This window comes from Bacillus sp. RC251, assembly GCF_044908765.1.
In the GTDB taxonomy this organism is placed as follows: domain Bacteria; phylum Bacillota; class Bacilli; order Bacillales; family Bacillaceae_G; genus Bacillus_A; species Bacillus_A wiedmannii.
Window position 1 is genome coordinate 544886 of record NZ_JBIYDP010000002.1, and the last position, 26534, is coordinate 571419.

The 26534-nt window shown below is 36.2% G+C and carries 24 protein-coding genes; 23 read left to right on the forward strand and 1 reads right to left on the reverse strand.

The window, feature by feature from the left end; genetic code table 11:
• The first annotated feature begins 94 nt into the window (after positions 1-94).
• Positions 95-601 carry an RsfA family transcriptional regulator gene (locus ABH961_RS12870; RefSeq protein ID WP_048546098.1) on the forward strand — a complete coding sequence of 169 codons (507 nt, stop codon included), beginning with the start codon at positions 95-97 and terminating at the stop codon, positions 599-601.
• A gap of 34 nt (positions 602-635) precedes the next feature.
• Here the strand turns inward: ABH961_RS12870 and ABH961_RS12875 are convergent, their stop codons facing one another.
• On the reverse strand, positions 636-1109 hold the full coding sequence (locus tag ABH961_RS12875) for an N-acetyltransferase (protein WP_000506689.1): 474 nt from the start codon (positions 1107-1109) through the stop codon (positions 636-638).
• A gap of 379 nt (positions 1110-1488) precedes the next feature.
• Between ABH961_RS12875 and panE the strand changes: the two genes are divergently transcribed.
• The 22 genes from panE (at position 1489) to ABH961_RS12985 (ending at position 26531) form a co-directional block, all read left to right on the forward strand.
• Positions 1489-2379 carry a 2-dehydropantoate 2-reductase gene (panE, locus tag ABH961_RS12880; protein WP_404519475.1) on the forward strand — a complete coding sequence of 297 codons (891 nt, stop codon included), beginning with the start codon at positions 1489-1491 and terminating at the stop codon, positions 2377-2379.
• A gap of 79 nt (positions 2380-2458) precedes the next feature.
• On the forward strand, positions 2459-4075 hold the full coding sequence (gene bshC, locus ABH961_RS12885; protein ID WP_098079040.1) for a bacillithiol biosynthesis cysteine-adding enzyme BshC: 1617 nt from the start codon (positions 2459-2461) through the stop codon (positions 4073-4075).
• 368 nt (positions 4076-4443) lie between these two features.
• On the forward strand, positions 4444-5376 hold the full coding sequence (gene rsmH, locus ABH961_RS12890; RefSeq protein WP_000472512.1) for a 16S rRNA (cytosine(1402)-N(4))-methyltransferase RsmH: 933 nt from the start codon (positions 4444-4446) through the stop codon (positions 5374-5376).
• Positions 5377-5391: 15 nt separating this feature from the next.
• Positions 5392-5754 carry a cell division protein FtsL gene (gene ftsL / locus ABH961_RS12895; RefSeq protein ID WP_000067079.1) on the forward strand — a complete coding sequence of 121 codons (363 nt, stop codon included), beginning with the start codon at positions 5392-5394 and terminating at the stop codon, positions 5752-5754.
• A 21-nt stretch (positions 5755-5775) separates the two neighbouring features.
• Positions 5776-7926 carry a penicillin-binding protein gene (locus tag ABH961_RS12900; RefSeq protein WP_088110381.1) on the forward strand — a complete coding sequence of 717 codons (2151 nt, stop codon included), beginning with the start codon at positions 5776-5778 and terminating at the stop codon, positions 7924-7926.
• A gap of 81 nt (positions 7927-8007) precedes the next feature.
• Complete coding sequence (locus ABH961_RS12905) at positions 8008-9924, forward strand: stage V sporulation protein D (protein WP_001266227.1); 1917 nt, start codon at positions 8008-8010, stop codon at positions 9922-9924.
• Positions 9925-10131: 207 nt separating this feature from the next.
• Positions 10132-11607 carry a UDP-N-acetylmuramoyl-L-alanyl-D-glutamate--2,6-diaminopimelate ligase gene (gene murE, locus ABH961_RS12910; protein WP_404519478.1) on the forward strand — a complete coding sequence of 492 codons (1476 nt, stop codon included), beginning with the start codon at positions 10132-10134 and terminating at the stop codon, positions 11605-11607.
• A 23-nt stretch (positions 11608-11630) separates the two neighbouring features.
• Positions 11631-12605: a phospho-N-acetylmuramoyl-pentapeptide-transferase gene (mraY, locus tag ABH961_RS12915; RefSeq protein WP_000893058.1), complete on the forward strand. Its 975-nt coding sequence runs from the start codon at positions 11631-11633 to the stop codon at positions 12603-12605.
• Positions 12606-13958 carry a UDP-N-acetylmuramoyl-L-alanine--D-glutamate ligase gene (gene murD, locus ABH961_RS12920; protein ID WP_048546091.1) on the forward strand — a complete coding sequence of 451 codons (1353 nt, stop codon included), beginning with the start codon at positions 12606-12608 and terminating at the stop codon, positions 13956-13958.
• A 90-nt stretch (positions 13959-14048) separates the two neighbouring features.
• Positions 14049-15140, forward strand: a complete 1092-nt coding sequence (gene spoVE, locus ABH961_RS12925) for a stage V sporulation protein E (protein ID WP_000753516.1) — start codon at positions 14049-14051, stop codon at positions 15138-15140.
• A 104-nt stretch (positions 15141-15244) separates the two neighbouring features.
• Complete coding sequence (gene murG / locus ABH961_RS12930; RefSeq protein ID WP_001265424.1) at positions 15245-16339, forward strand: undecaprenyldiphospho-muramoylpentapeptide beta-N-acetylglucosaminyltransferase; 1095 nt, start codon at positions 15245-15247, stop codon at positions 16337-16339.
• A gap of 61 nt (positions 16340-16400) precedes the next feature.
• Positions 16401-17306 carry a UDP-N-acetylmuramate dehydrogenase gene (gene murB, locus ABH961_RS12935; protein WP_048546089.1) on the forward strand — a complete coding sequence of 302 codons (906 nt, stop codon included), beginning with the start codon at positions 16401-16403 and terminating at the stop codon, positions 17304-17306.
• Positions 17307-17404: 98 nt separating this feature from the next.
• Positions 17405-18175, forward strand: a complete 771-nt coding sequence (gene divIB, locus ABH961_RS12940) for a cell division protein DivIB (RefSeq protein WP_000798232.1) — start codon at positions 17405-17407, stop codon at positions 18173-18175.
• A gap of 400 nt (positions 18176-18575) precedes the next feature.
• The gene (gene ftsA / locus ABH961_RS12945) at positions 18576-19883 is read left to right on the forward strand and encodes a cell division protein FtsA (RefSeq protein ID WP_048546087.1); all 1308 of its coding nucleotides are present in this window, start codon (positions 18576-18578) and stop codon (positions 19881-19883) included.
• A 39-nt stretch (positions 19884-19922) separates the two neighbouring features.
• Entirely contained in the window at positions 19923-21077 is a 1155-nt protein-coding gene (ftsZ, locus tag ABH961_RS12950) for a cell division protein FtsZ (protein ID WP_000888983.1), read from the forward strand.
• A 312-nt stretch (positions 21078-21389) separates the two neighbouring features.
• Complete coding sequence (gene spoIIGA, locus ABH961_RS12955; RefSeq protein ID WP_048546085.1) at positions 21390-22307, forward strand: sigma-E processing peptidase SpoIIGA; 918 nt, start codon at positions 21390-21392, stop codon at positions 22305-22307.
• Between the two features lie 19 nt (positions 22308-22326).
• Positions 22327-23046, forward strand: coding sequence for an RNA polymerase sporulation sigma factor SigE (gene sigE / locus ABH961_RS12960; protein WP_000976947.1), 720 nt, complete (start codon positions 22327-22329; stop codon positions 23044-23046).
• A 157-nt stretch (positions 23047-23203) separates the two neighbouring features.
• Positions 23204-23983 (forward strand): RNA polymerase sporulation sigma factor SigG, encoded by a 780-nt coding sequence (sigG, locus tag ABH961_RS12965; protein ID WP_000197753.1) that lies wholly within the window; start codon positions 23204-23206, stop codon positions 23981-23983.
• Positions 23984-24155: 172 nt separating this feature from the next.
• Positions 24156-24434: a YlmC/YmxH family sporulation protein gene (locus ABH961_RS12970; RefSeq protein WP_048546082.1), complete on the forward strand. Its 279-nt coding sequence runs from the start codon at positions 24156-24158 to the stop codon at positions 24432-24434.
• 117 nt (positions 24435-24551) lie between these two features.
• Positions 24552-25370, forward strand: a complete 819-nt coding sequence (gene pgeF / locus ABH961_RS12975) for a peptidoglycan editing factor PgeF (RefSeq protein ID WP_046956465.1) — start codon at positions 24552-24554, stop codon at positions 25368-25370.
• A complete protein-coding gene (locus ABH961_RS12980) occupies positions 25367-26041 on the forward strand; it encodes a YggS family pyridoxal phosphate-dependent enzyme (RefSeq protein WP_000218035.1) in 675 nt (224 codons plus the stop codon). Before pgeF ends, ABH961_RS12980 begins: the two co-directional genes overlap by 4 nt.
• 19 nt (positions 26042-26060) lie before the next feature.
• A complete protein-coding gene (locus ABH961_RS12985; RefSeq protein WP_000119131.1) occupies positions 26061-26531 on the forward strand; it encodes a cell division protein SepF in 471 nt (156 codons plus the stop codon).
• Positions 26532-26534 lie beyond the last annotated feature (3 nt).

Genomic DNA, 26534 nt, shown 5'->3' on the forward strand with positions numbered 1-26534 from the left:
TTATTTTTTTTTGTCTTATTCTTTATTTGTTGTATTCTATCTTTTCTAGTAACTGCATATGCTTAATAAAAAATGCATAGGGAGGACTAGAGAGATGGCGACAACAAGACAAGATGCTTGGACTGATGATGAAGATTTGCTTCTGGCAGAAGTAGTACTCCGGCATATTCGAGAAGGTGGAACGCAATTATCTGCCTTTAAAGAAGTGGGAAGACATTTATCTCGTACACCAGCAGCATGTGGCTTTAGATGGAATTCTTACGTTAGAAAGCAATACAAAGAACGTATTGAAGAAGCGAAGCAACTACGTAAAGTAGAAAATTATGAAGTAAAAGAGACAAAGGTAGTAGAGCCTACGTCAATTACATTGAATGATGTTATTGATTTCTTGCAAAATTATAAAGATGAAAACTCTTTAATGGTGTTGCAACAGCAAATTGAATCGTTACAAACAGAGAGAGAGAGTCTTTTGGAGCGATTATCAGTATATGAGGAAGAGTATAGAACATTGCTTGATTATATCGATCAAAAAAGAAGTGTAATGGTAGCGGAAAGAAATAGCACTCGTTCGAATGGGAAATTAGAAAAGTTAAAGAAATAAAAAAACAGCTGCTATGTAGCTGTTTTTTTATTTCTTATGCAGACTCTTCGTTTGTAACCGTATTCAAATTTGTTTCTGGGTTCCAAACATAAAAATCACCATCAGGTACTGATACAGGCTGGAAATTTAATTTATCCCAAAAACCAGCTGAATGGATACGTGCGATCGTTTTAATTGGGAACTGTAGCCCCTTCGCATAATTTACAAGCATTTCTCCGAATCCTTGTTTTTGGAAAGTTGGTAACACTTCAAGTTTATAGAGTTCTAGGTAAGTACCTGTAATTTCGAATGGTTCCCCGCCGTGCCTTTTCATATACAGACTCATACGTGCAATTAGTGATCCGCCATAATAAATACCGTAAAATGGAGATTCACTATCGTTTTCAATAATGTTTGCCTGTAATTCTTCTAACATGGATAATTCTTGAGCTCCGCAACCTTTAAATTTTTTAAATTCGTCTAATGTTTTATAATTGATGAGCAAGCGCTCAACTTTTGGGAATCCCATAACATCACATCCTTTTCTTGTCTCGTTGAATGCAGAAAAGTAAAAATATTTATAATAATATTATAACTCATTTTTTTATTTTTATGAAGAAGATAGTATATTTCTTTTATTATTTTTTTGAGGATTTGCTAAACTAAGAGTAGAAGCATATTAATAGGTAGTATATACATATTGAAAGAAGAGGTTGCATTTGTTTGTTAAAGAGCAATGGAATTGTAAACTGTGTTCATGGGATTGAGAACGATAGAGTGAAACTGTAATCGGTGGGATTTGTTCACCTTTAGTTAATTATGATTGATTCCGCACCAATCAGGCGTTTGCGGGATAAAAAGGGGGAGGGAAAAGGGACTTGTGTATCGTATTTATATGAGTTCCTTGTGTGAAAATGAAAATCGGAGTTGTGGGACCAGGAGCTATCGGTCTGTTATATGCATTTTATTTACAAAAAAGTAATCAAGATGTTACGTTGTTTACAAGGACAGCTAAACAGGCTGAGGAATTGAATATAACGGGTGTAACTTGTATGAGGGAGGAAAAACGTGAAACCGTATTCCCGCCTGTTTTGCCAATAGAAAGTATGCTAGATCAGAAGCTAGACTATATATTTATTGCTGTTAAGCAATATCATATAACTGACATACTGCCTTTTGTGCGAGGGGAATCCTCATTAATCTTTTTGCAAAACGGAATGTCGCATCTTCATGCTATGCAGAAAATAGGGAATGAAAATATTGCAGTTGGGATTGTAGAGCATGGTGCAAAAAAAGAAGAAAGACATACCGTTTATCATACGGGGATAGGTGTAACGAAGTTTGGAATCGTGCACGGCCAGTCTATACATTTTGAAAAAATATTTAACTGCTTTCCATTTCCTCATTTTCCGATTCAAATAGAAGATGATTGGAAGGATGTCATGCACAAAAAATTAGTAGTTAATGTATGTATCAATCCATTGACAGCATTATTACAAGTCCAGAACGGAGATTTGATTACGAACCCTTTTTTTTATCGATTGATGGAGCAAGTTTTTCAGGAAGTCGTTTTTCTTGTTAAAGAAGAAAAAGAAATGGTATGGAAAATGGTACGTCACGTATGTGAAAGAACGTCTCGTAATACATCATCTATGCTGGCAGATGTAAGGGCGAATAGACAAACGGAAATTGGTGCGATTGTTGGATATGTATTAGAAGAAGCTAAGAAACAGCAACAATCCGTTCCGACACTGCAATTTTTGTTCGATGCAATAAAAGGATTAGAAGTAAAAGAATAAGTGTAATTCTTTGCTTTTACGTGCAACATTGACTACAATGTGGATTGGTGAGAGAACAGGATACGAAAGGAAGAATTATATGGAGATAAAAGAAATCTCTGTTCCGCAACAAGGTGTTGTAGCGGACTATATGAACGGTAAAAAAGAGATACAGTCTTGTTTTGACTATATGTTAACAGAAGATGCTTTTAAACAGCGTGTACATGATTTGCGTGAGAGGGAGTTTTTCCGCCAAGATTTAGTAGCGCATTTATTAGAATATAATACAAAATTACAAGCGGGAGAAGCTACGATTCAAAATGTAAAAGCGCTTGGAGATGAAAATACATATGTTGTTATAGCTGGACAACAAGCTGGGTTATTAACTGGACCACTTTATACAATTCATAAAATCATTTCAGTTTTACAGCTTGCAAGGGAAAAGGAAGAAAGTTTAGGTGTTAAAGTTGTTCCTGTTTTCTGGATTGCTGGTGAAGACCATGATATGGATGAAATTAATCATACTTTTGTAACGAAGAATAAAAAAATAAAAAAGACTATTTTTCATGACCGTAATCCGAAAGTGGCGAGTGCTTCAGAGTCCGAGCTTTCTTTGGAAGACTGTAGAAAGTGGATTGAAGAAATTTTCAAAACATACCCTGAAACGAATTTTACAAAGGATGTACTGCGATTTATTGATGATTCTTTGGGGAAATCGAATACGTATGTAGATTTCTTTGCCCATCTTATTATGAAAATGTTCGTTAATTCTGGTTTAATTCTTGTTGATTCGCATCATCCTGAATTAAGAAAATTAGAAGTGCCGTTTTTTAAGCAAATTATAGATAAGTATAAAGAAGTGCAAGAGGGGCTTCATAACCAACAGGAAATAATTAAAGAATTAGGATATAAACCGATTATTGAAACAAAGTATAATGCAGTACATATATTCATGGAAATTGATAATGAGCGAGTATTACTTGAAGACGATCAAGGGAAGTTTGTAGGGAAGGATGGAGCGTATTCCTTTTCATATGAGGAATTGATGGAAGAGATGGAAAGAAGTCCGGAACGCTTTAGTAATAATGTTGTAACGCGCCCTCTTATGCAAGAGTATCTATTTCCTACGCTCGCGTTTATTGGAGGACCAGGGGAATTAGCTTACTGGAGTGAATTGCAACAAGTTTTCCATACGATTGGTTTCCAAATGCCGCCTGTCGTTCCGCGTATTACAATCACTTATGTAGAGAGGGATATAGCGACAGATTTATACGATTTGCAATTGCAAGACAGTGATCCTTTTTTAAATAACGTAGATAAGTTGCGTGAAAACTGGTTATCTAATCAAATAGAGGAACCGATAGATGATCGATTTGTAGAGGCGAAAAAAGAAATAATTGATATCCATACGTCATTACAACAGTTTGTGAAGAAAATAGATCCTGGATTAAGTGCGTTTGCAGGGAAAAATGAATTCAAAATTAATGAACAAATTGAACTGTTGGAAAGAATGTTGAAAAGAAATGTTGAGAAAAAACATGAAGTACAGCTAAATAAATTCCGTCGCATACAATTTGCACTTCGTCCATTAGGGGCGCCGCAAGAGCGTGTGTGGAATGTATGTTACTATTTAAATCAGTTTGGTTTGGATTTCGTTGATCGTGTAATGGAAAAACCGTTTTCTTGGGACGGAAAACATCATGTTATAAAACTATAAAATCTTGCTCTTAGGAGCAGGATTTTATTTTTGTCTTGTTGAATTTACTGTGAAGTGAAATTTTTCTGAATTATCAATTTTAAAAAAGTGAATATCGTAATTATGCAGGATACTTAAATATATGACAAAATAGCACAAAATGTAAACGTATTATCATCTTTTTCGACAGTTTTTTATTTAAATTCCCGCAAAAGATGATAAAATTTAGTATATAATAAAAGAAAATAGCGATTTGTATAGTATGCTGCCTTTGTAGGTAAGTTAAATGAGTCGTTCTTTCATAGTATTTCGTTCTCTAATCGTGAAATATGCGTTTGGAGGAGGAGATGCATTCAACATAATTAATTGGAAAAAGAGTAGGTGCAACAATGTTTAAACACGTAACAGTGCTTTTGAAGGAAACAGTAGACGGCTTAGATATAAAGCCAGGTGGTACATATGTAGATTGTACACTGGGGGGAGGAGGACATAGTTCTTATTTATTATCCCAATTAACTGAAGGTGGAAGATTAATCGCGTTTGATCAAGATGAGATAGCGATTCAAAATGCGAAAGAAAGATTCTCTTCATACGGTGAGCAGTTCATAACAGTAAAGAGTAATTTCCGTTATTTATCTGAAAAACTACAGGAATTAGGTATAACAGAAGTAGATGGTATTTTATTTGATTTAGGTGTTTCATCCCCACAATTAGATACACCAGAGCGTGGCTTTAGTTATCATCATGATGCACCGTTAGATATGCGGATGGATCAAGATGCCCCATTAACAGCATATGATGTTGTAAATAGCTGGTCATATGAGCAACTTGTAAGAATTTTCTTCCAGTATGGTGAAGAGAAATTTTCAAAACAAATAGTAAGGAAAATTGAAGCGTATCGTGAGAATAAAGCTATTGAAACGACAGGAGAATTAGTAGAACTAATTAAAGAGGGTATTCCAGCTCCTGCTCGTAGAACGGGTGGACACCCTGCGAAGCGAGTGTTCCAAGCAATCCGTATTGCGGTAAATGATGAATTGAAAGTATTTGAAGAAGCGTTGGAATCTGCAATTGAGATGGTCAAGCCGGGCGGAAGAGTTAGTGTTATAACATTCCATTCTTTAGAAGACCGTATTTGTAAAACGACGTTTAAACGAAATAGCACAACGCCACAATTGCCACCAGGATTACCGATTATTCCTGATGAATTTAAGCCCAAATTAAAGCTTATTACGAGAAAACCGATTTTACCTTCTGATATAGAGTTAGAAGAAAATAATCGAGCGCGTTCTGCGAAATTGAGAATCGCTGAAAAACGATAAAAAGGGGAGAGAGGTATGAGTAACTTAGCTGTAAAGTACAAACAACAAGCGCAAGAAGAGATACAGATTCAAACGCCCCCACAGCAGATGGTTCAGCCAAAAGCTAAAGCGAAGATTACAAGAATCGAAAAACTGTTGTATGTAGCATTTATTGGCTTTTTATTGTATGCCTGTGTAGCGTTTATTGGAAATAAAGCAGGCCTTTATCAAGTTAATGTAGAAGCAGCGACGATAGAACAAAAAATTGTACAGCAGCAAAAAGAAAATCAAGAGTTACAGGCTGAAGTAGAGAAGTTAAGTCGCTATGAACGAATCGCTGAAGTTGCAAAAAAACACGGGCTAGAAATTAATGCGAATAATGTGAAGGGCCTCAAATAAGGCAATAGGTGTGAAGGGAAAATGAAGAGAAATATGACTAAATTTCATACCAATAAGGGAGCAGGGTATTTTATGATTTTATTCCTCCTGCTCTTTTTGCTATTGTTAGCCCGATTTTTTTACATACAAGCAACAGGAACTGTTCATAATCAAGATTTGGATGCACTTGCTAAGCAAAAACATAGTAAAACAGGAGTTCTGGAAGCAAATCGCGGGACGATTTATGATCAAAACGGTCATGTATTAGCGCAAGATGCAAACTCTTATAAACTTGTAGCAGAATTAAAAGGTGCGAATCATGTTGAAAATAAAGAGGATACTGCAAAGAAAATTGCGGGAGTACTCGGAAAAGACGAAGAGAAGATTTTAGCCACGTTAAATAAAAAAGATAAAAATCAAGTCGAATTTGGATCACTAGGTAAAGATTTGACGAAAGAACAGAAGGAACAAATAGAAGCATTGAAATTGCCAGGCATATCTTTTATTACTGAAAATGCAAGAGTGTATCCGAACGGTGATTTTGCATCTTACGTTATAGGTCATGCTAAACCGAATGAAGAGGGAACTTCGATAGGGCAATTTGGTTTAGAAAAAAGTTTAGATAAGTATTTAAGTGCTTCTAACGGAAAAGTAGCTTATACAGGTGATCGTAAAGGTGTGTCTCTTGACGGTGGGAAAGTGAACGTAGAAGCACCTAAAAACGGAGATAACGCATATTTAACGATAGATCAACGTATTCAAAGTTACTTAGAAGATGCGATGAAAGCTGCAAGTAAGCATTACGATCCAGAAAGTTTAATAGGGATTGTTGCGGATCCAAAAACAGGGAAAATATTAGCGATGTCTAGTAAGCCTAGTTATGATCCAAATGATCGTCAAATTAAATATTTCTTCAATGACGCAATTGCAAATGCATTTGAACCTGGATCAACAATGAAAATTTTCACGCTAGCAGCAGCTATTAATGAAGGTGTGTATAAAGGGCAAGATTATTATCAGTCTGGTACATATCAAGTCGGAAACCGAAAAATAAAAGATCATAACGGCGGCGCTGGATGGGGATCTATCACATTTGATGAAGGGGTAGAGCGCTCTTCAAACGTAGCGTTTGCAATTTTAGGGGATCAAAAACTTGGCCCCGAACGTTTCCGAAAATATATTCATAGTTTTGGATTAGATGAAAAAACGAACATTGATTTACCTGGTGAAGGTTCAAATACAATTGGATTCGATCAGCAAATACAGCAAGTAACAACAGCTTTTGGACAAGGTTCTACTGTAACGCCAATACAGCTTGTACAAGCTGCAACTGCTATTGCAAATGATGGGAAAATGATGAAACCTTATACAATTGATAAAATTGTAGATCCAATAACAGGCGAAGTAAAATTAGAACATAAGCCAGAAGAAGTGGGAAAACCTGTTACGAAAGAAACAGCAGCGCAAGTAAGACAGTTATTAGAACGCGTCGTTACATCGCCGAAAGGAACAGGAACTGCTTATAAAATCGATGGATATTCAGTTGGTGGTAAAACAGGGACAGCGCAAATTCCGGATGGAAAAGGTGGCTATATGACGGGAAGAGAGAATTATATATTCTCATTCTTAGGGATGGCACCTATGGACGATCCGCAACTTGTTGTGTATGTAGCTGTAAAACAGCCGGAATTGAAAGATGATGAGAATGGCGCACAGCCTTTAGCTGATATTTTTAAATATGTAACTAAAAATAGTTTAGAGTATTTAAAGATTAAGCCAAATGAAATAAAAGACCCGAAAAAATATGTGAAAGAACAACAAACTGTCGTTCCGGATGTAACAGGGAAAACGATGGAAGAAGCGAAAAAAGCAATTGATAAAGCAAAACTTCGTCCAATCGTATTAGGTGAAGGGAAAGTGCAGCAGCAAGTGCCAAAAGCAACTGAGCAAACATTAAAAGGTGACCGAGTCTTCTTAGTAGGAGATAAACCTACAATGCCAAATATACAAGGCTGGGCACTGCGTGATGTTATGAATTTAGCGAAAACATTAAAGCTTAACCTAAAACCTACTGGTACCGGATATGTAACTGAACAAAGTGTGGCAGAAGGAACATTGTTACAACCTGGTACAGAGTTAGGTGTAACGCTTGTACCGCCACTTGAACCACAACAAGAAGCAGAAGAACAGTAATGGTAAAAGAGAAGAAGTTCTAATTAAATAAGTACAAGCATATATTGGAACAAGCTAGGCGTAAGGGAGGCTTGTTCCAATATGCGTGTATCAAATGTAACGGTTAGAAAACGACTTATTTTTATACTCATATCAGGTATACTTATTTTCACTATCATCGATATTCGTCTTGGATATGTGCAATTTTTTCTTGGCAATATGTTAACGGATCGTGCGAAGGATTCATGGAGTCGAAATATTACTTTTGAACCTGAACGTGGGAAGATTTTAGACCGGAATGGTGTGGAACTTGCTACGAATAAAAGTGCCCCAACTGTCTTTGTTGTACCGAGGCAAATTGAAAAACCAGCAGAGACTGCAGAGAAGTTAGCTGCAGTATTAGGTGTGGAAAAAGATGAGATTTATAAGAGAATTACAAAAAAAGAATCAATTGTAAGGTTAGATAAAGGCGGAAGGAAAATATCACATGATAAAGCGAAAGAGGTACGAGGATTAAGTTTGAAAGGTGTTTATATCGCAGAGGACTCTATCCGGTACTATCCATTTGGCAACTTTTTATCACACGTATTAGGGTTTGCAGGTAGTGATAACCAAGGTCTTATGGGACTGGAAAAATATTATGATAAAGAGCTAAATGGTGATGAAGGTCATGTGCGTTTTTTTGCAGATGCAAAAGGACAAAGGATGCCTAATGTTGGCGATGATTTCAAAAAACCAGAAGCTGGTTTGAATTTAGGTTTAACAATTGATGCACGTATTAATAGAATTATGGAAAGAGAAATGAATATTGCAGAGTCGACATATAATCCAGATGGTATGATTGCGATTGCAATGAATCCGAAAAATGGTGAAATTTTAGGTATGTCGAGTCGGCCGAGTTTTGATCCAGCAGATTTTCAAAGTGTTTCTCCAGAAGTGTATAATAGAAACTTACCAGTATGGAGTACGTATGAGCCTGGTTCAACATTTAAGATCATTACGTTAGCAGCAGCCTTGAATGAAAATTTAGTAGACTTAGAGAAAGATACGTTTTATGATGATGGAGCAGCTGAAGTGGGGGGAGCTAGATTGAAATGCTGGAAAGCGGGAGGCCATGGTAGCCAAACGTTTTTAGAAGTAGTTCAAAACTCATGTAACCCAGGATTTATTGAACTTGGTGATCGTCTTGGTAAAGACCGATTGTTTAAATACATTCGTAATTTTGGCTTTGGACAGAAAACCGGAATTGATTTGCAAGGTGAAGGTAGTGGGATTTTATTTAATTTAGATAAAGTCGGTCCAGTCGAGCAAGCAACTACTTCATTTGGTCAAGGAGTTTCTGTAACACCAATTCAACAAGTGGCAGCAGTAGCAGCGGCTGTAAATGGTGGGACATTGTATCAACCGTATATAGCTAAGGAATTTATTGATCCGAAAAATAATCAAGTTGTAAGTAAAAAGACACCTGTGGAAAAAAGAAAAGTTATTTCCAAGGAAACTTCAGAAAAAGTTCGGTATGCATTAGAGAATGTTGTAGCAAAGGGATCTGGTAAAGGTGCTTTCATTGATGGGTATCGTGTAGGTGGAAAAACAGGTACGGCTCAAAAGGTGAAAGATGGTAAATATTTAGAGAATAATTATATAGTATCTTTTATCGGTTTTGCTCCAGCGGATGATCCGGAAATTGTTGTCTATGTTGCTGTTGATAATCCGAAAGGTGTAACGCAATTTGGTGGAGTAGTAGCAGCTCCAATTGTTGGGAATATTCTTCGGGATGCACTTCCTGTTATGGGAGTGAAACCGAGAAAAGAACAAGTTGAGAGAGAATATAAATGGGGCGATACACCAACTGTGGAAGTTCCGAATTTAATTGGTATGAAAAAGAAAGACTTACAGACACAACTCGTCGACTTGAAGCTTGATATAAGTGGAGACGGAGAGAAAGTAATTAAACAATCCCCAGAAGCAGGAGCTAAAGTGAAAGAAGGCTCAAAAATTAGAATTTACTTCGGGAATTAAAGGTAACCTAGTACGTTTTATGGTACAATTGGTGGAAGTGAGTTCTTTATAGAAGAGTTACTTAATTTGAGGCTGTAAGAGCCCCAATTATAAATAAGTCTATTTATTAGACACAGTAGCACTTACCTCCTATTTTACATATTTAGGAGGTAACGTGTTGCTTATTAAAAAAGAGATAAATACACAATGTAGAGAGGGTTTAGTGAAATGAAGTTGCATACACTTTTATCATGTTTGCATGATTTTCCAGTTGTTCCAAAAGAAAATCCAGAAATCACATCTATAGAAGCTGATTCACGTAAAGTGAAAGAGGGAAGCTTATTTGTATGTATGAAAGGATATACGGTTGATAGCCATGATTTTGCTAAGCAAGCAGCGGCACAAGGAGCGGCTGCTATTGTTGCGGAAAGACCAATTGATGTTGACGTTCCAGTTGTACTTGTGAAAAACACTTTTCGTTCGTTAGCGGTTTTAGCTGATTATTTTTATGGTCAACCAACACACAAGTTACATTTAATCGGAATTACAGGTACAAATGGAAAGACAACAACATCGCATATTATGGATGAGATTATGCGCGCACATGGTCATAAAACGGGGCTAATTGGAACGATTAATATGAAAATCGGTGATGAAACATTTGAGGTGAAAAATACAACACCAGATGCACTAACACTTCAACAGACATTTTTAAAAATGGTTGAGCACGGTGTAGATAGTACAGTAATGGAAGTTTCGTCACATGCTTTAGATCTTGGTCGTGTACACGGATGTGATTACGATGTAGCAGTGTTTACAAATTTAACACAAGATCATTTAGACTATCATAAAACGATGGAAGAATATAAACATGCAAAAGGGTTGCTATTTGCACAACTTGGCAATAGTTATAACCATGATCGTGAAAAGTACGCGGTACTGAATAACGATGATGCTGTAACTGCGGAATATATGAGAAGTACTGCGGCAACTGTTGTAACGTATGGAATTGATACAACAAGTGATATTATGGCCAAAAATATCGTTATGACGAGTGCTGGAACTACATTTACGCTTGTAACACCGTATGAAAGTGTAAATGTTACGATGAAATTGATTGGGAAATTTAATGTATATAACGTACTAGCGGCAACAGCAGCAGGACTTGTTTCTGGTGTAAGTTTAGAAACGGTTATTGATGTAATAAAGCAACTAGCTGGAGTTCCAGGACGTTTTGAAGTAGTTGATGGTGGACAAAATTATACAGTTATTGTTGATTATGCACATACACCAGATAGCTTAGAGAATGTATTAAAAACAGCAAAACAGTTTGCAAAAGGCGATGTATATTGTATCGTCGGTTGTGGTGGAGATAGAGATCGAACAAAGAGACCAATCATGGCAAGTGTTGCAACAAAATATGCAACTCATGCAATTTACACTTCAGATAATCCAAGAAGTGAAGAGCCAGGAGCTATTTTAGATGATATGGTGCAGGGTGCAAATGGGAATAATTATGAAGTAATTATTGATAGAAAAGAAGCGATATACCATGCAATTGCTAACGCGAAAGCTGAAGATATCATCATTATTGCTGGTAAGGGTCATGAAACGTATCAAATTATTGGTAAAGACGTTCATCATTTTGACGATCGTGAAGTCGCTAAAGAAGCAATTACAGAGCGTTTAAACAACGAAGAGTAAACAACGTGAGAGGAGGACTACATGTGCTTGAGCAAGGTTTATTAGTAACGGCTGGGGTAGCATTCTTAATTTCTGTTGCCCTTTCGCCATTATTTATTCCATTTTTAAGGAAATTAAAGTTCGGACAGAGTATTCGTGATGAGGGACCAAAGTCACATCAAAAAAAATCAGGGACACCTACAATGGGTGGTATTGTCATATATGTATCTATGATGGTAACTTCACTTATTATGGCGATTAAGTTTAATCATTTAGGTGCAGAGGTTTCGTTATTATTATTAGTGACATTTGGCTACGGATTAATTGGATTTTTAGATGACTACATAAAGGTAGTTAAGAAGAGAAATCTTGGTTTAACATCAAAACAAAAATTAGTAGGTCAGCTTGTTATTGCTATTGCGTTCTTTTTAATTGGAAAAGGGCAAGCGTTCCACACATACATCATGATTCCGGGAACAGATGTTAAGTTTGAACTAGGTTGGGCGTATTTTGTACTTGTATTATTTATGCTTATTGGTGGATCAAATGCAGTTAACTTAACTGACGGTTTAGATGGTTTATTATCAGGAACAGCTGCTATTGCATTTGGAGCTTTTAGTATTATTGCAGTAGCGCAAGAGCAATTTGGAGTAGCGATATTCTGTATGGCAGTTGTAGGAGCTGTACTTGGATTTTTAGTATTCAATGCAAATCCAGCGAAAGTGTTTATGGGAGATACAGGTTCCTTAGCTTTAGGTGGAGCCATTGCAGCTGTAGCGATTTTATTAAAACAAGAATTACTACTTGTAATCATTGGTGGAGTATTCGTAATGGAAACTTTATCTGTTATTATTCAGGTCATTTCTTTTAAAACAACAGGAAAACGTGTCTTTAAAATGAGTCCATTACACCATCATTATGAATTATGTGGTTGGTCAGAGTGGCGTGTTGTTGTGACATTTTGGTCTGTAGGATTTTTATTAGCTGTGTTAGGAATTTATATCGGGGTGTGGATGTAATTGAAAACTGTAACTGAATTTCAAAATAAAAATATTCTTGTATTAGGCATTGCAAAAAGTGGTTATGCAGCAGCTACGTTGTTACAAAAATTAGGGGCAAATGTTATCGTAAATGACGGAAAGCCTTTAGCAGATAATGTACTTGCTGCAGAATTACAAGCAAAAGGAATGGACGTTGTATGCGGTGGTCATCCTTTAGAATTGTTAGAGAGAAATATTTCTCTTGTAGTAAAAAATCCAGGAATCCCGTATTCTAATCCAATATTAGTTGCCGCGAAAGAAAAGCAAATTCCAATTGTTACGGAAGTTGAATTAGCATATCGTATTTCAGAAGCGCCATTTATTGGGATTACGGGGTCTAACGGTAAAACGACGACGACAATGCTTGCATTTGAAATGCTAAAAGAAGGACAAAAGCATCCTATAATTGCAGGGAACATAGGAACTGTAGCGTGTGAAGTAGCACAGGGTGCAAAAGAAAATGAAGTTGTAGTTACAGAGCTTTCATCGTTCCAACTGATGGGAGTAGAATTGTTCCAACCTAAAATTGCTGCGTTTTTAAATTTATTTGAGGCCCACTTAGATTATCACGGGACGAAGAAGGAATATGGTTTAGCAAAAGCAAATATTTTTAAAAACCAAACAGAAAATGATTATAGTGTAATAAATGCAGATGATGCAGATGTGATGGCTTTAGCTGCTTATAGTAAAGGGCAAAAAGTACTATTCTCGACAAAGAAAGAAATTGAAGATGGTGCGTGTATAAAAGAGAATGCTCTTTGTTTTAAAGGTGAAAAAGTTGTTGAAGTAGGCGATATCGTTTTACCTGGTCAACATAATTTAGAAAATATTTTAGCAGCGATGAGTATCGCAAAATTATTGGGTGTTTCTAATGAAGCAATTACTGTGGTATTAAAACGTTTTACAGGTGTAAAACATCGTTTAGAATATGTAACAACTATTAACAATCGTAAGGTTTATAATGACTCAAAAGCAACGAATATGTTAGCGACTGAGAAAGCTTTATCTGCGTTTACACAACCGATTGTGTTATTAGCAGGTGGGCTTGATCGTGGAAATGAATTCGATGATTTAATTCCATATTTCAAAAATGTAAAAGCAATTGTAACATTTGGACAAACAGCTCCAAAACTAGTAAGAGCTGCAGAAAAAGCGGGATTAGATACAATTGAAAGTGTCGATACTTTAGATGAAGCGGTAGTGAAAGCTTATGCTCATTCTACAGATGGCGATGTAATTCTTCTTTCTCCAGCATGTGCAAGCTGGGATCAATTTAAAACATTTGAAGAAAGAGGAGACATTTTTATACAAGCTGTGCATAAACTTATATAAAGTAAATCAAAACATCAGTAGGCTAACACCTACTGATGTTTTGTTACATAGGGCAAAAGTTTCTGCCTAAAGAGGTGGTGTTTATGGGTAATGAAGAAAACGCCTGATTTTATTCTCATCATCGTTACACTTGCGTTGTTAACAATCGGAATGGTTATGGTGTATAGTGCGAGTGCGGTTTGGGCCTCTTATAAAATGGGGGACTCATTCTTTTTTGCAAAAAGGCAATTGCTATTTGCAAGTATTGGTGTAGTGGCTATGTTTTTAATTATGAAAATTGATTATTGGGTGTGGCGTACGTATTCAAAAGTAATTTTGCTAGTTTGCTTCATTCTTCTTATTCTTGTTCTTATTCCTGGGGTAGGACTTGTTCGAGGAGGAGCGCGAAGTTGGATTGGAATCGGGGCATTTTCCATTCAACCGTCAGAATTTATGAAATTTGCGATGATTATTTTCTTAGCAAAATTTTTAGCGGAACGACAAAAATTAATTACCTCTTTTAAACGTGGTTTACTACCAGCTCTTAGTTTTGTATTTCTTGCTTTTGGGATGATTATGTTACAGCCAGATCTTGGCACAGGAACTGTAATGGTTGGGACATGTATTATTATGATATTTATCTCGGGAGCAAGGGTATTTCACTTTGCAATGTTTGGTTTGCTTGGTGTAGCAGGATTTGTAGGGCTAATTGCATCAGCACCGTATCGAATGAAACGTATTACATCATATTTAGATCCGTGGTCAGATCCGCTTGGAAGTGGATTTCAAATTATTCAATCGTTACTCGCAATTGGACCTGGTGGATTATTCGGGCTTGGACTTGGACAAAGTAGACAAAAGTTTCTTTATTTACCTGAACCGCAAACAGACTTTATATTTGCGATCTTATCCGAGGAATTAGGTTTTATTGGTGGTTCATTTGTGTTATTATTATTTAGTCTATTATTATGGCGTGGGATTCGTATAGCTTTAGGAGCGCCAGATTTATATGGTACGTTTTTAGCAGTAGGTATTGTGGCGATGATTGCGATTCAAGTAATGATTAATGTTGGTGTTGTAACAGGATTGATGCCTGTAACAGGTATTACTTTGCCGTTTTTAAGTTATGGTGGATCAAGTTTGACATTAATGTTAATGGCAGTAGGTGTATTATTAAATATAAGTCGCCATTCTCGCTACTAAACCCTGTTTTATAAGACAGGGTTTTTCGTATGTGCGCGAAGAAACATGATGTATATAGAAATAAATACGACTGAAATAAGAAAAGAGAAGCGGAGGAGTTAGTAGTGCGTGTATTAGTAAGTGGTGGGGGCACTGGAGGTCATATTTATCCGGCTCTTGCTCTAATAAGAGAAATAAAAAAATTAAATCCGGAAGCAAGGTTTTTATATATTGGTACGGAGAGTGGATTAGAGAGCACAATCGTTCCAAAAGCAGGCATACCGTTTCAATCTATTGTTATAAGTGGATTTAAGCGTAAAATATCGTTAGATAACGTGAAAACGGTGATGCGTTTCCTAAAGGGTGTACAAGATAGTAAACGATATATTCGTCGTTTTAATCCTGATATTGTGATTGGAACGGGTGGATATGTATGTGGACCAGTTGTATATGCTGCAGCAAAATTAGGTATTCCAACCATTGTACATGAACAAAATAGTGTACCTGGTGTAACGAATAAATTTTTAAGCCGCTATGTTGATAAAGTTGCGGTTTGTTTTGAAGCGGCTGCAGAACATTTTCCACAGTCAAAAGTGGTGATGACAGGGAATCCAAGAGCATCAGAAGTAATGGATCAGAATGGAATGAAAGGAAAACGTTCAGTAGGTTTATCTCTTCCTAAAAAATCGGTACTTATTTTTGGTGGAAGTCGTGGGGCTAGACCGATTAACGATGCTTTCGTAGAGGCAATTGAACAGTTTGGAAATAAAAGTTACGAAATATTGTATGTAACAGGTGAAGTTCATTATGACAAAGTGATGGAAGCAGTGAAGCAAAAAGGGAATCCGAATAATGTTATTATTAAACCTTTCATTCATAATATGCCAGAGGTACTTACAGGTGTAGATCTTGTTGTTTCAAGAGCGGGGGCAACAACACTTGCAGAATTAACCGCGTTAGGTAAGCCAAGTGTGTTAATACCGAGTCCTTACGTAACAAATAACCATCAGGAAAAGAATGCACGTTCCGTTGTCGATAAAGGAGCAGCAAAAATGTTGCTTGAAAAAGATTTAACCGCAGAAACGCTTATTCGTGATATTGATGAGATTTTATTAGATGCACAAACATTACAAAATATGAAGCTGGCTGCGGGGCAATTAGGTATTCCCGATGCAGCAAATAAGCTGTATGAAGTAATGAATAAGCTTGTAAAAAAATAACGTTAGGTGAACGCCCTGCATACTACTGTAATAAGGATACTTAGTATGGGGGAGATTGTTTATGGAGCAATTAGTAAATGAGCTTATAGAAGCAAATGTTGGTCGCGTGTTAGTGAATGAAGCGTTAGCGCGTTATACCACTATGAAAATAGGTGGACCAGCTGATATTTTAATTGTGCCAAAGCATGTTGCCAGTATTGAAAAAACGTTGCAGTTAGTAAAAAAATATAAAACAAAGTGGACTGTAATTGGTCGAGGTTCGAACCTTCTTGTATCTGATCTAGGTATAGAAGGTGTCGTTATTCGTTTAGGAGAAGGATTAGACCACTTAGAAGTCGAAAAACATAGAGTAAGAGTTGGTGGTGGGTATCCCCTTATTAAATTATCAACTTTACTTAGTCGTCAAGGGTTATCCGGCCTGGAATTTGCCAGTGGTATTCCAGGAAGTGTTGGTGGTGCAGTGTATATGAATGCAGGAGCACATAAATCGGATATATCAAACATATTATCAAAAGCTCTTATTTTGTTTGAAAACGGAACAATTGATTGGTTAACACATGAAGAAATGGAGTTTTCCTATCGTACTTCTGTATTGCAAACGAAACGTCCTGGTATTGTTTTGGAAGCTGAGTTTCAATTGCAGGTAGGGGAGCGTGAGGGAATCGTAAGCGTCATGCAAAAGAATAAAGACTACCGTCGTGAAACACAGCCGTGGAATCATCCTTGTGCAGGAAGCATATTTCGGAATCCAATCCCATACTTTGCAGGAGACTTAATAGAAAAGGCGGGGCTTCGTGGTTATCAAATAGGCGGAGCTCAAATTTCTGAAATGCATGGGAATTTTATTATTAATACTGGGGGAGCCAGTGCGCAAGATGTCTTATCTTTAATTGCATTAATAAAACAAACAATTGAGGATAAATTTGGCGTAGAAATGCATACAGAAGTAGAAATCATTGGAAGATAACGGTTATTCGTTCCGCTCATTATCATTTATGTTATAATAAGAAGATAAGAACGGCATGAGGAACATGCCGTTTTTTATGTTACGTAGGGGGATCGTACATGAAAAATAGTAAAGTGATTAAACTACAGGATCGTGTACCAAAGTTAAAAAATCAACAGAAGAAAAACAAGAAAAATGTTAATCATCGGTTGATTTTATACATATCAATTTTATTTTTATTAGTGCTCTTTTTAATTTATTTTCGGTCTCCGCTAAGCAATATCAAAAAGATAAGTGTGTTTGGAAATCATTATATGACAGATGAACAAGTGATGAAGGAATCAGGTGTGACGTATGATACAAGTTATTTCCGAGTGACGGCACATAAAGCAGAAGAAAACCTAACGAAACGAAAAGAAATTAAAGCAGTAAATGTAAAAAAACGTTTTCCAAATAAAATTGATGTTCATATTGAAGAATATTTAACGATTGGTTATATAAACAAAGATGGGAAATTACAACCGTTACTAGAGAACGGGAAAACACTTGATGTACTTCCGAACGGAAAACTTCCTGTTGCAGCACCAATTTTTGAACCTTTTAAAGAGGAAAAAATGAAGGAGTTAATTGCTGAGCTTGAAAAATTAACACCAACTATTTTAAGGTCTATTTCTGAAATTCGTTATTCACCGACGAATGCGAATGAAGATCATCTTACTTTATATATGAACGAAGGGTACGAAGTGAGCACTACGATTCAAAATTTCGCAAAGCGTATGGAAGCTTATCCGCTTATCTTAAAAACAATTGAGCCGGGTAAAAAGGTATTAATTGATTTAGAAGTAGGGGCATATACGAAAGAATTAGGAGCGGAAGAAAAAAAAGAATAGAACGATAGTTTTTACTACGTTCCTGTAGAAAAAACGAAACGAATGTTCTATTGAATGCATCTGAATTTACAAGAATGGTTCATTTGATGAAAAAGATGTAAAAATTCTTAGATTCATACTAGGATTGGTACAAGTTTCACTTTTCTATGAGTACATCTTAGTGTAGACTTATACTTGGCGGTAATCTTTACACTTGAAATAGAATTATTTCAAGATAAGCAGTTATTCAAAGTTTACTGCGATATTCTTAAATGAATGTTAAATAAAAATAAGAAAAATATAGGGTTAAAAAAGGGAAACGTATAAAGACGTTGAATATTTTTCTTATAAATAGTAAAGTTGCGATTGTTGTTCCATATATTGAGTTGTATGGTATAAATAAAGAAGGAGGTGCCAAAGAATGAACAGCAATGAAATATATGTTAGTCTTGACATCGGTACATCCAATGTTAAAGTCATCATTGGTGAAATGGTTAATGACAGCTTAAACATTATTGGTGTTGGAAATGTAAAATCAAATGGTTTAAAGAAGGGATCGATAGTTGATATAGACGAGACTGTTCGATCAATTAAAAAAGCAATTGAACAAGCTGAGCGCATGGTGGGAATCCACATTGAGCAAGTTGTAGTAGGTGTCAATGCAAACCAGGTACAGCTACTTCCTTGTCACGGAGTAGTCGCTGTTTCAAATGAAGATCGTGAAATCGGGAATGAAGATGTCTTACGCGTTCTAGATGCAGCACAAGTTGTGTCAATTGCTCCAGAGCGTGAGTTTATTGATGTGGTACCTCGACAGTTCATCGTAGACGGTCTTGACGAGATTAACGATCCACGCGGGATGATCGGTGTAAGATTAGAAATGGAAGGTACACTTATAACAGGCTCGAGAACTTTACTACATAACCTACTTCGTTGTGTAGAAAAAGCAGGTCTTGAAATAGTTGATATTTGTCTTCAGCCTTTAGCGGCTGCAACAGTTGCTATATCTTCAGATGAAAAAAATAGAGGAGTGGCCCTTGTTGATATGGGGGGAGGATCTACAACTTTATCTATTTTTAAAGATGGAGAGTTACAAGCGACGAGCGTATTACCGTTAGGTGGAGACCATATAACGAAGGATATTGCGATTGGGTTGAAAACTTCAACAGACAATGCAGATCAAATAAAGTTGAAATATGGACATGCTTTTTATGATACAGCATCTGAAGAAGAGATGTTTACGGTTCCTATTATGGGAAGCGATCAAACAGAACAATATTCTCAGTTGGAATTATCGGATATAATAGAGGCTCGTGTAGAAGAAATTTTAATGTTTGTTCAAGATGAAGTGCGTAAGTTAGGAGTAAAGCAAGTAGCTTCTGGCTATGTACTAACTGGTGGAATTGCTTCTATGCCGGGTGTTCTTGATCTTGCATATGATATTTTACATGAAAATGTTCGTATAGCGACTCCTGATTATATTGGTGTGCGTGAGCCACAATATACAAGTGGAGTAGGATTAATTAAACATTCTTATCAAAAAGCTAAATTACGTGGAAAAAATGTGCAGGAAAAGCAAGAACATTTTGAACCAGTACCAGCACCAGCACCAACGCCGGTACAACAGCAACCTGCGAAACAAAAAACTCGTAATCAAAACAATAATAATCAAAATGATGAACGTATGATGTCAAAAGTAAAACGTGTATTCCGTTATTTATGGGATTAAAATTGGACACGAAAAATGAGGTTCTAGGGGGATTTCGACATGTTAGAGTTTGATACTACTCAAGATCAATTAGCGAATATAAAAGTTATCGGTGTCGGCGGTGGCGGAAACAATGCTGTAAACCGTATGATCGAACACGGTGTACAAGGTGTAGACTTTATCGCTGTGAATACTGATGCACAAGCATTAAATCTATCAAAAGCTGAAACAAAAATGCAAATTGGTGGAAAATTAACACGTGGACTTGGTGCAGGTGCAAACCCTGAAGTAGGGAAAAAAGCTGCAGAAGAAAGTAAAGAACAGATCCAAGAAGCACTTCGTGGTGCGGATATGGTCTTCGTAACTGCTGGTATGGGCGGCGGAACTGGAACTGGTGCAGCTCCAGTTGTTGCTCAAGTTGCAAAAGAATTAGGTGCATTAACAGTTGGTGTTGTGACACGTCCATTTACATTTGAAGGACGTAAACGTGCAACGCAAGCAGCATCTGGTATTGCGGCATTTAAAGAAAATGTAGATACACTTATTGTAATTCCAAACGATCGCTTATTAGAGATTGTTGATAAAAATACGCCGATGTTAGAAGCATTCCGTGAAGCAGATAACGTATTACGTCAAGGTGTTCAAGGTATTTCTGATTTAATTGCAACACCAGGTTTAATTAACTTAGACTTCGCAGACGTAAAGACAATTATGTCTAATAGAGGTTCTGCTTTAATGGGTATTGGTTCTGGTAATGGAGAAAATCGTGCTGCTGAAGCTGCGAAAAAAGCGATTTCTAGTCCATTATTAGAAACATCTATTGATGGAGCTCAAGGTGTTATCATGAACATTACGGGTGGAGCTAACTTAAGCTTATATGAAGTACAAGAAGCGGCAGACATTGTAGCTTCAGCTTCAGATCCAGAAGTAAATATGATCTTCGGTTCTGTTATTAATGAAGGATTAAAAGATGATATCGTTGTAACTGTAATTGCAACTGGTTTTGATGATAGTGCTTCGACGCAGCCACCAAAACCAATTATCCGTCCGACTGCGAATCACACGCAACAACAGCAACAGCAAGTAGCTCAACCTTCAAAACAACGTGAAGTTAAGCGTGAAATGAAACGTGAAGAGCCGGTTGTGCATGAGCGTCATACAGATTCAGATGACATCGATATTCCAGCATTCTTACGTAACCGTCGTAGACGATAAAAGAAAAGGGGCTTTTATGCTCCTTTTTTGTTTTATACAGGGAAAAGATCTGCTAAGCAGGTCTTTTTTTATTTTATATATTTCGATTTATCCCGCTATTTGCTGGGCGCCTGATTGGTGCGGGGTGATTAAAGTTTCACTTAATATATAAGTAAAAAGATATAGTATTCTATGAAACATATACTTTTATTTTTTACCGACAGATTTTGTCTAGAAAGCACAAAATAACAAAAAAACACCTCCGCAAATTGACACACTTTCCTATTGGATATGCATTATACTAGTCTCAACTTAAAAAAAGAGGTGAATTGTTTGGTTGTTTACGCCGACGTTGTTTGGTTGTTAAACGCCTGCATTGATTTTCTTTTACTTTTATTAACAGCAACCGTGTTAAAAAAGAAGATCAAAAGATGGAGGCTTGTGTTAGGGGCATTTATAGGTTCAACCATTGTTATTTTTGCCTTTACTCCTTTTGCTTCTATGATGACACATCCAATTATGAAACTACTGTACTCGTTACTTATTGTGTATACAGCATTTGGGTTTACAACGTTTAGAAACTATGCACAAACTGTTTTTACTTTTTACTTTGTAACCTTTATGGTTGGCGGAGGGTTAATTGGGACTCATTTCTTTTTGCAAACGAATGAAATGGTAAATGGATTGGTTCAATCTCAATCAATTTCTTACGGTGATCCAATTAGCTGGTTGTTTGTTGTTTTTGGTTTTCCAGTAATTTATTATTTTTCTAAAAAGCGTATTGAAAGCGTAGAGGTTACAAAAATACACTATGACCAAATTGTGAAATTGAAAATTCAATTAGCTGAAGAGGAACTAGAACTCGCAGGTTTAATTGATAGTGGGAACCAACTTTACGACCCGTTAACAAAAACACCCGTTATGATTATGCATATTTCATCATTAGAGCATTGCTTGCCAGCTTGGTTAACAGAACAAATTTATTCCAAAACAGAGATTCCTCAAATACCAGAAAATGATTCTGGCTGGGCGACAAAATTACGCTTAATTCCTTTCAGAGCAGTAGGAGTAGAGAATCAATTTTTATGGGCAATTAAGCCAGACAGTGTGCAAATTTATCATGAAGGTAGTTCTATTGTAGTCAGCAAAGTATTGATTGGAATAAATACACAACAGTTGTCAACCAATGGAGAGTATCAATGTATTGTGCATCCGAAAATGTTAATTTCTCAAAAAATGGTAATTGCTTAATAATGGGAGGCGGGATAATATGATGAAATTAAAATTTTATTTAGTATACCTTTGGTATAAAGTATTGTTGAAATTAGGAATTAAGACCGATGAAATTTATTATATTGGTGGAAGTGAAGCGTTGCCACCACCGTTAACGAAAGAAGAAGAGGAAGTTCTTTTGAATAAATTGCCAAAAGGAGATCAGGCAGCAAGATCGTTACTGATTGAACGCAACTTACGGTTAGTTGTATATATAGCAAGAAAGTTTGAAAATACAGGGATAAATATTGAAGACTTGATTAGTATAGGAACAATTGGCCTTATTAAAGCAGTGAATACATTTAATCCGGAAAAGAAAATAAAATTAGCGACATATGCCTCACGTTGTATAGAAAATGAAATTTTAATGCATTTGCGTCGGAATAATAAAAATCGTTCAGAAGTTTCTTTTGACGAACCGCTTAACATCGATTGGGATGGGAATGAACTTTTGTTATCAGATGTATTAGGTACAGATGATGATATTATTACAAAAGATTTAGAAGCTACTGTAGATCGTCATCTTCTAATGAAAGCATTGCATCAATTAAATGATCGTGAAAAACAAATTATGGAACTTCGGTTTGGGCTTGCTGGAGAAGAGGAAAAGACGCAAAAAGATGTGGCGGATATGCTTGGGATTTCACAGTCATACATTTCGCGTTTAGAAAAAAGAATCATAAAAAGATTACGAAAAGAATTTAATAAAATGGTGTAAAGAATAAGACCAGCCGTTATCTAGGCTGGTCTTATTCTCTTTCGTTGTAGGAGAAGAGACAACGAAAATGAAAAATGAAGAGAAAACCGCATGCATAAAATCCCCTTCAAAGGAAATACTTTACACTGTACAGCAACTCCCGATAGGAGGGAACACTTTGACGAGAAACAAAGTAGAAATTTGCGGTGTTGATACAGCTAAACTTCCCGTACTAAAAAATGATGAAATGCGTAAATTATTTCGTGAAATGCAAAGTGGAGAGATAAGCGCAAGAGAGAAATTAGTGAATGGAAACTTACGTCTTGTACTGAGCGTCATCCAAAGATTTAATAACAGAGGAGAATATGTTGACGATTTATTTCAAGTTGGTTGCATCGGACTTATGAAATCCATTGATAACTTTGATTTAGGCCAAAATGTAAAATTTTCAACGTATGCTGTGCCGATGATTATTGGGGAAATACGCAGATATTTGCGTGATAATAATCCGATTCGCGTATCTCGATCATTAAGAGATATTGCGTATAAAGCGTTACAAGTAAGAGAGAAATTGATTGCAGAAAATTCAAAAGAACCAACAGCAATGGATATTGCAAAAGTGCTTGAAGTGACTCATGAAGAAATTGTTTTTGCATTAGATGCGATTCAAGATCCAGTTTCATTATTTGAACCGATTTATAACGATGGGGGAGATCCTATCTTTGTTATGGATCAGTTAAGTGATGAAAAACAAAAGGACGAGCAGTGGGTTGAAGAGCTAGCACTGAAAGAAGGGATGAAGCGTTTAAATGATCGTGAGAAAATGATTATTCGAAAACGTTTCTTTCAAGGAAAGACACAAATGGAAGTTGCAGAAGAAATTGGGATTTCTCAAGCACAAGTGTCACGTTTAGAGAAATCAGCTATTAAACAAATGAATAAGACGATTCAAGGATAAGGTTTCACCATTTATGGTGAAACCTTTTTATATGTAATATAGTTTGTCTTCGCTCATAGTAGGGAAGTTGTGCTCATATAATGAAAATAATATGGGATTAGTAGAGGGTGCTTCCTGTTAATTTGAGAAACAGTGTTTTTTCAATTCGTCATATATAAGGGAGAGGATGAAAATGATAAAAATTTCGGAGTTGCAGATGAAAGAGATAATAAATGTTTCAGATGGAAAAAGGCTTGGGAATATTGGAGATATTGAAATTGATATGAACACAGGGAAGATCGGGTCTATTATTATTTCCAAACAGGCACGTATGTTAGGGATCTTTGGGAAGGATGTAGAAATTGTAATTCCTTGGGAGGAAATTATGAAAATTGGGGAAGATGTCATACTTGTTAGAGTAAATCCTGTTAATTCTGTAACAGAATCAATACAAACACCGACAATTTCATAAAGAATATTACAAATTCCTCTTTTTTTTCTGTTGGCATTATGAAAAAATAAAAGTATGGTAAAATAGACAGGAAGTACCATGCTTTTTTATGTTATTTTAATTAAAAGGAGTCACTTTATGAGACAACCATTTAAATATGTGGACGGTATACTGTATTTACAAGCGTGGAAAGAACTTGGAAACATTACTGCTGGATTTACGACAAAAGATGGTGGGGTAAGTACGGGCTCCTTTCATGCGATGAATTTAGGATTACATGTGAATGATATCGTGGAGAACGTTCATGAAAACAGACGCATTTTAGCAAATAAGTTACAAAAACCATTAGAAAACTGGATTTGCTCTGAACAAGTTCATGATCATCATGTTGAAAAAGTAGGACAACAGGAAAAAGGAAGTGGCGTCTATTCATATGAAGACGGCATTTCAAAAACAGATGGCATTTATACGACTAATAATGATGTTCTTCTAACATCATGTTACGCGGATTGTGTTCCACTCTATTTTTATGCACCATCACATGGTATGATAGGACTTGCGCATGCTGGATGGAAAGGGACTGTAAAAGAGATTGCAAAGGAAATGATTCAAAAATGGAATGCAGAAGGGATTTCAAGTGATGAAATTCATGTTGCAATTGGACCAGCAATTGGATCTTGTTGTTACGTTGTTGATGATCGAGTGTTAACAGCAGCAGAACAAGTAGTAAACGGCTCTGTCCCTTATAAAAAAATTTCTGATGGGCAGTACGCAATTAATTTAAAAGAAATTAATCGTATATTATGTGTACAATCAGGCATAAAAGAAGAGAATATTGTAATGTCATCTCTTTGTACAAGCTGTGAAGAACAACTATTTTTCTCTCATCGTCGTGATCAAGGTAAGACAGGAAGAATGTTGAGTTTCATAGGTTTTAAGGAGGAAGAAAGCAAGTGACAGTACAAAAAAATTTAACAACTGTAAATGAAGCAATTAAACAATCTTGCGTACGAGCGGGACGTTCGTTGCAAGATATTAAACTCGTTGCGGTTACAAAAACGGTAGGAATTGAAAAAACAAACGAAGTAATTGAAGCTGGAATTATCGATTTAGGTGAAAATAGAAATGAAAGTTTCTTACAGAAGTACGAACATTTCGGTTCAAAAGTGAATTGGCATTTTATTGGATCATTACAAACGAGAAAAGTAAAAGAAATCATTAATGAAATTGATTATTTACATTCGTTAGATCGTCTTTCACTTGCAAAAGAAATTCAAAAACGTGCTGATAAGAAAGTGAAATGTTTTATTCAAGTGAAAACATCATCTGAAGAATCAAAGCAAGGATTGGCAATAGAAGAAACCGTTTCTTTTATTCAAAGTTTGCAAGAATTGGATAAGATTGAAGTGGTGGGACTAATGACAATGGCTCCGTTTACAGAAGAAGAGGAAGAAATCAGACGCTGTTTTAAGGAGTTGTGTATGCTACAAACAGAGGTGCAGGAGCTAGAATTATTACATGCGCCATGTAAAGAATTATCAATGGGAATGTCTAATGATTACACGATTGCAATTGAAGAAGGTGCTACATATATTCGTTTGGGGACGATTTTAGTAGGAAAAGCGTAAAAGGAAGGAGAATCTTATTATGAGTTGGTCAAAAGTAAAATACTTCTTTTTTGATACACCGGAAGAAAAAGAAGCAGCTCAATATAGTTATGAAAAGGAGCAAACAGACATGAAGAAGCAGCAAGATCCACCAGAACAACAAGATGTTGCGTTTCCAAAAGCGCAACCGAAACAAAATGTTGTGAGCATTGAAACGGCAAAGCAATCTTCAAAAGTTGTTTTATTAGAACCACGCACATATTCGGAAGCACAAGGGATTTCGGACCATTTAAAAGGTAGACGAGCTGTTGTGATTAATTTACAACGAATGTCTACTGATCAAGCTGTACGTATCGTTGACTTTTTAAGTGGTACTGTATACGCTATAGGCGGGGACATTCAAAAAATAGGACCGAAAACATTTATGTGTACCCCTGAAAATGTAGATATTGTTGGTGCAATTTCAGAGTTATTCGGTGAAGAAGAAGACACAAATATAAAGAGGTGGTAATAC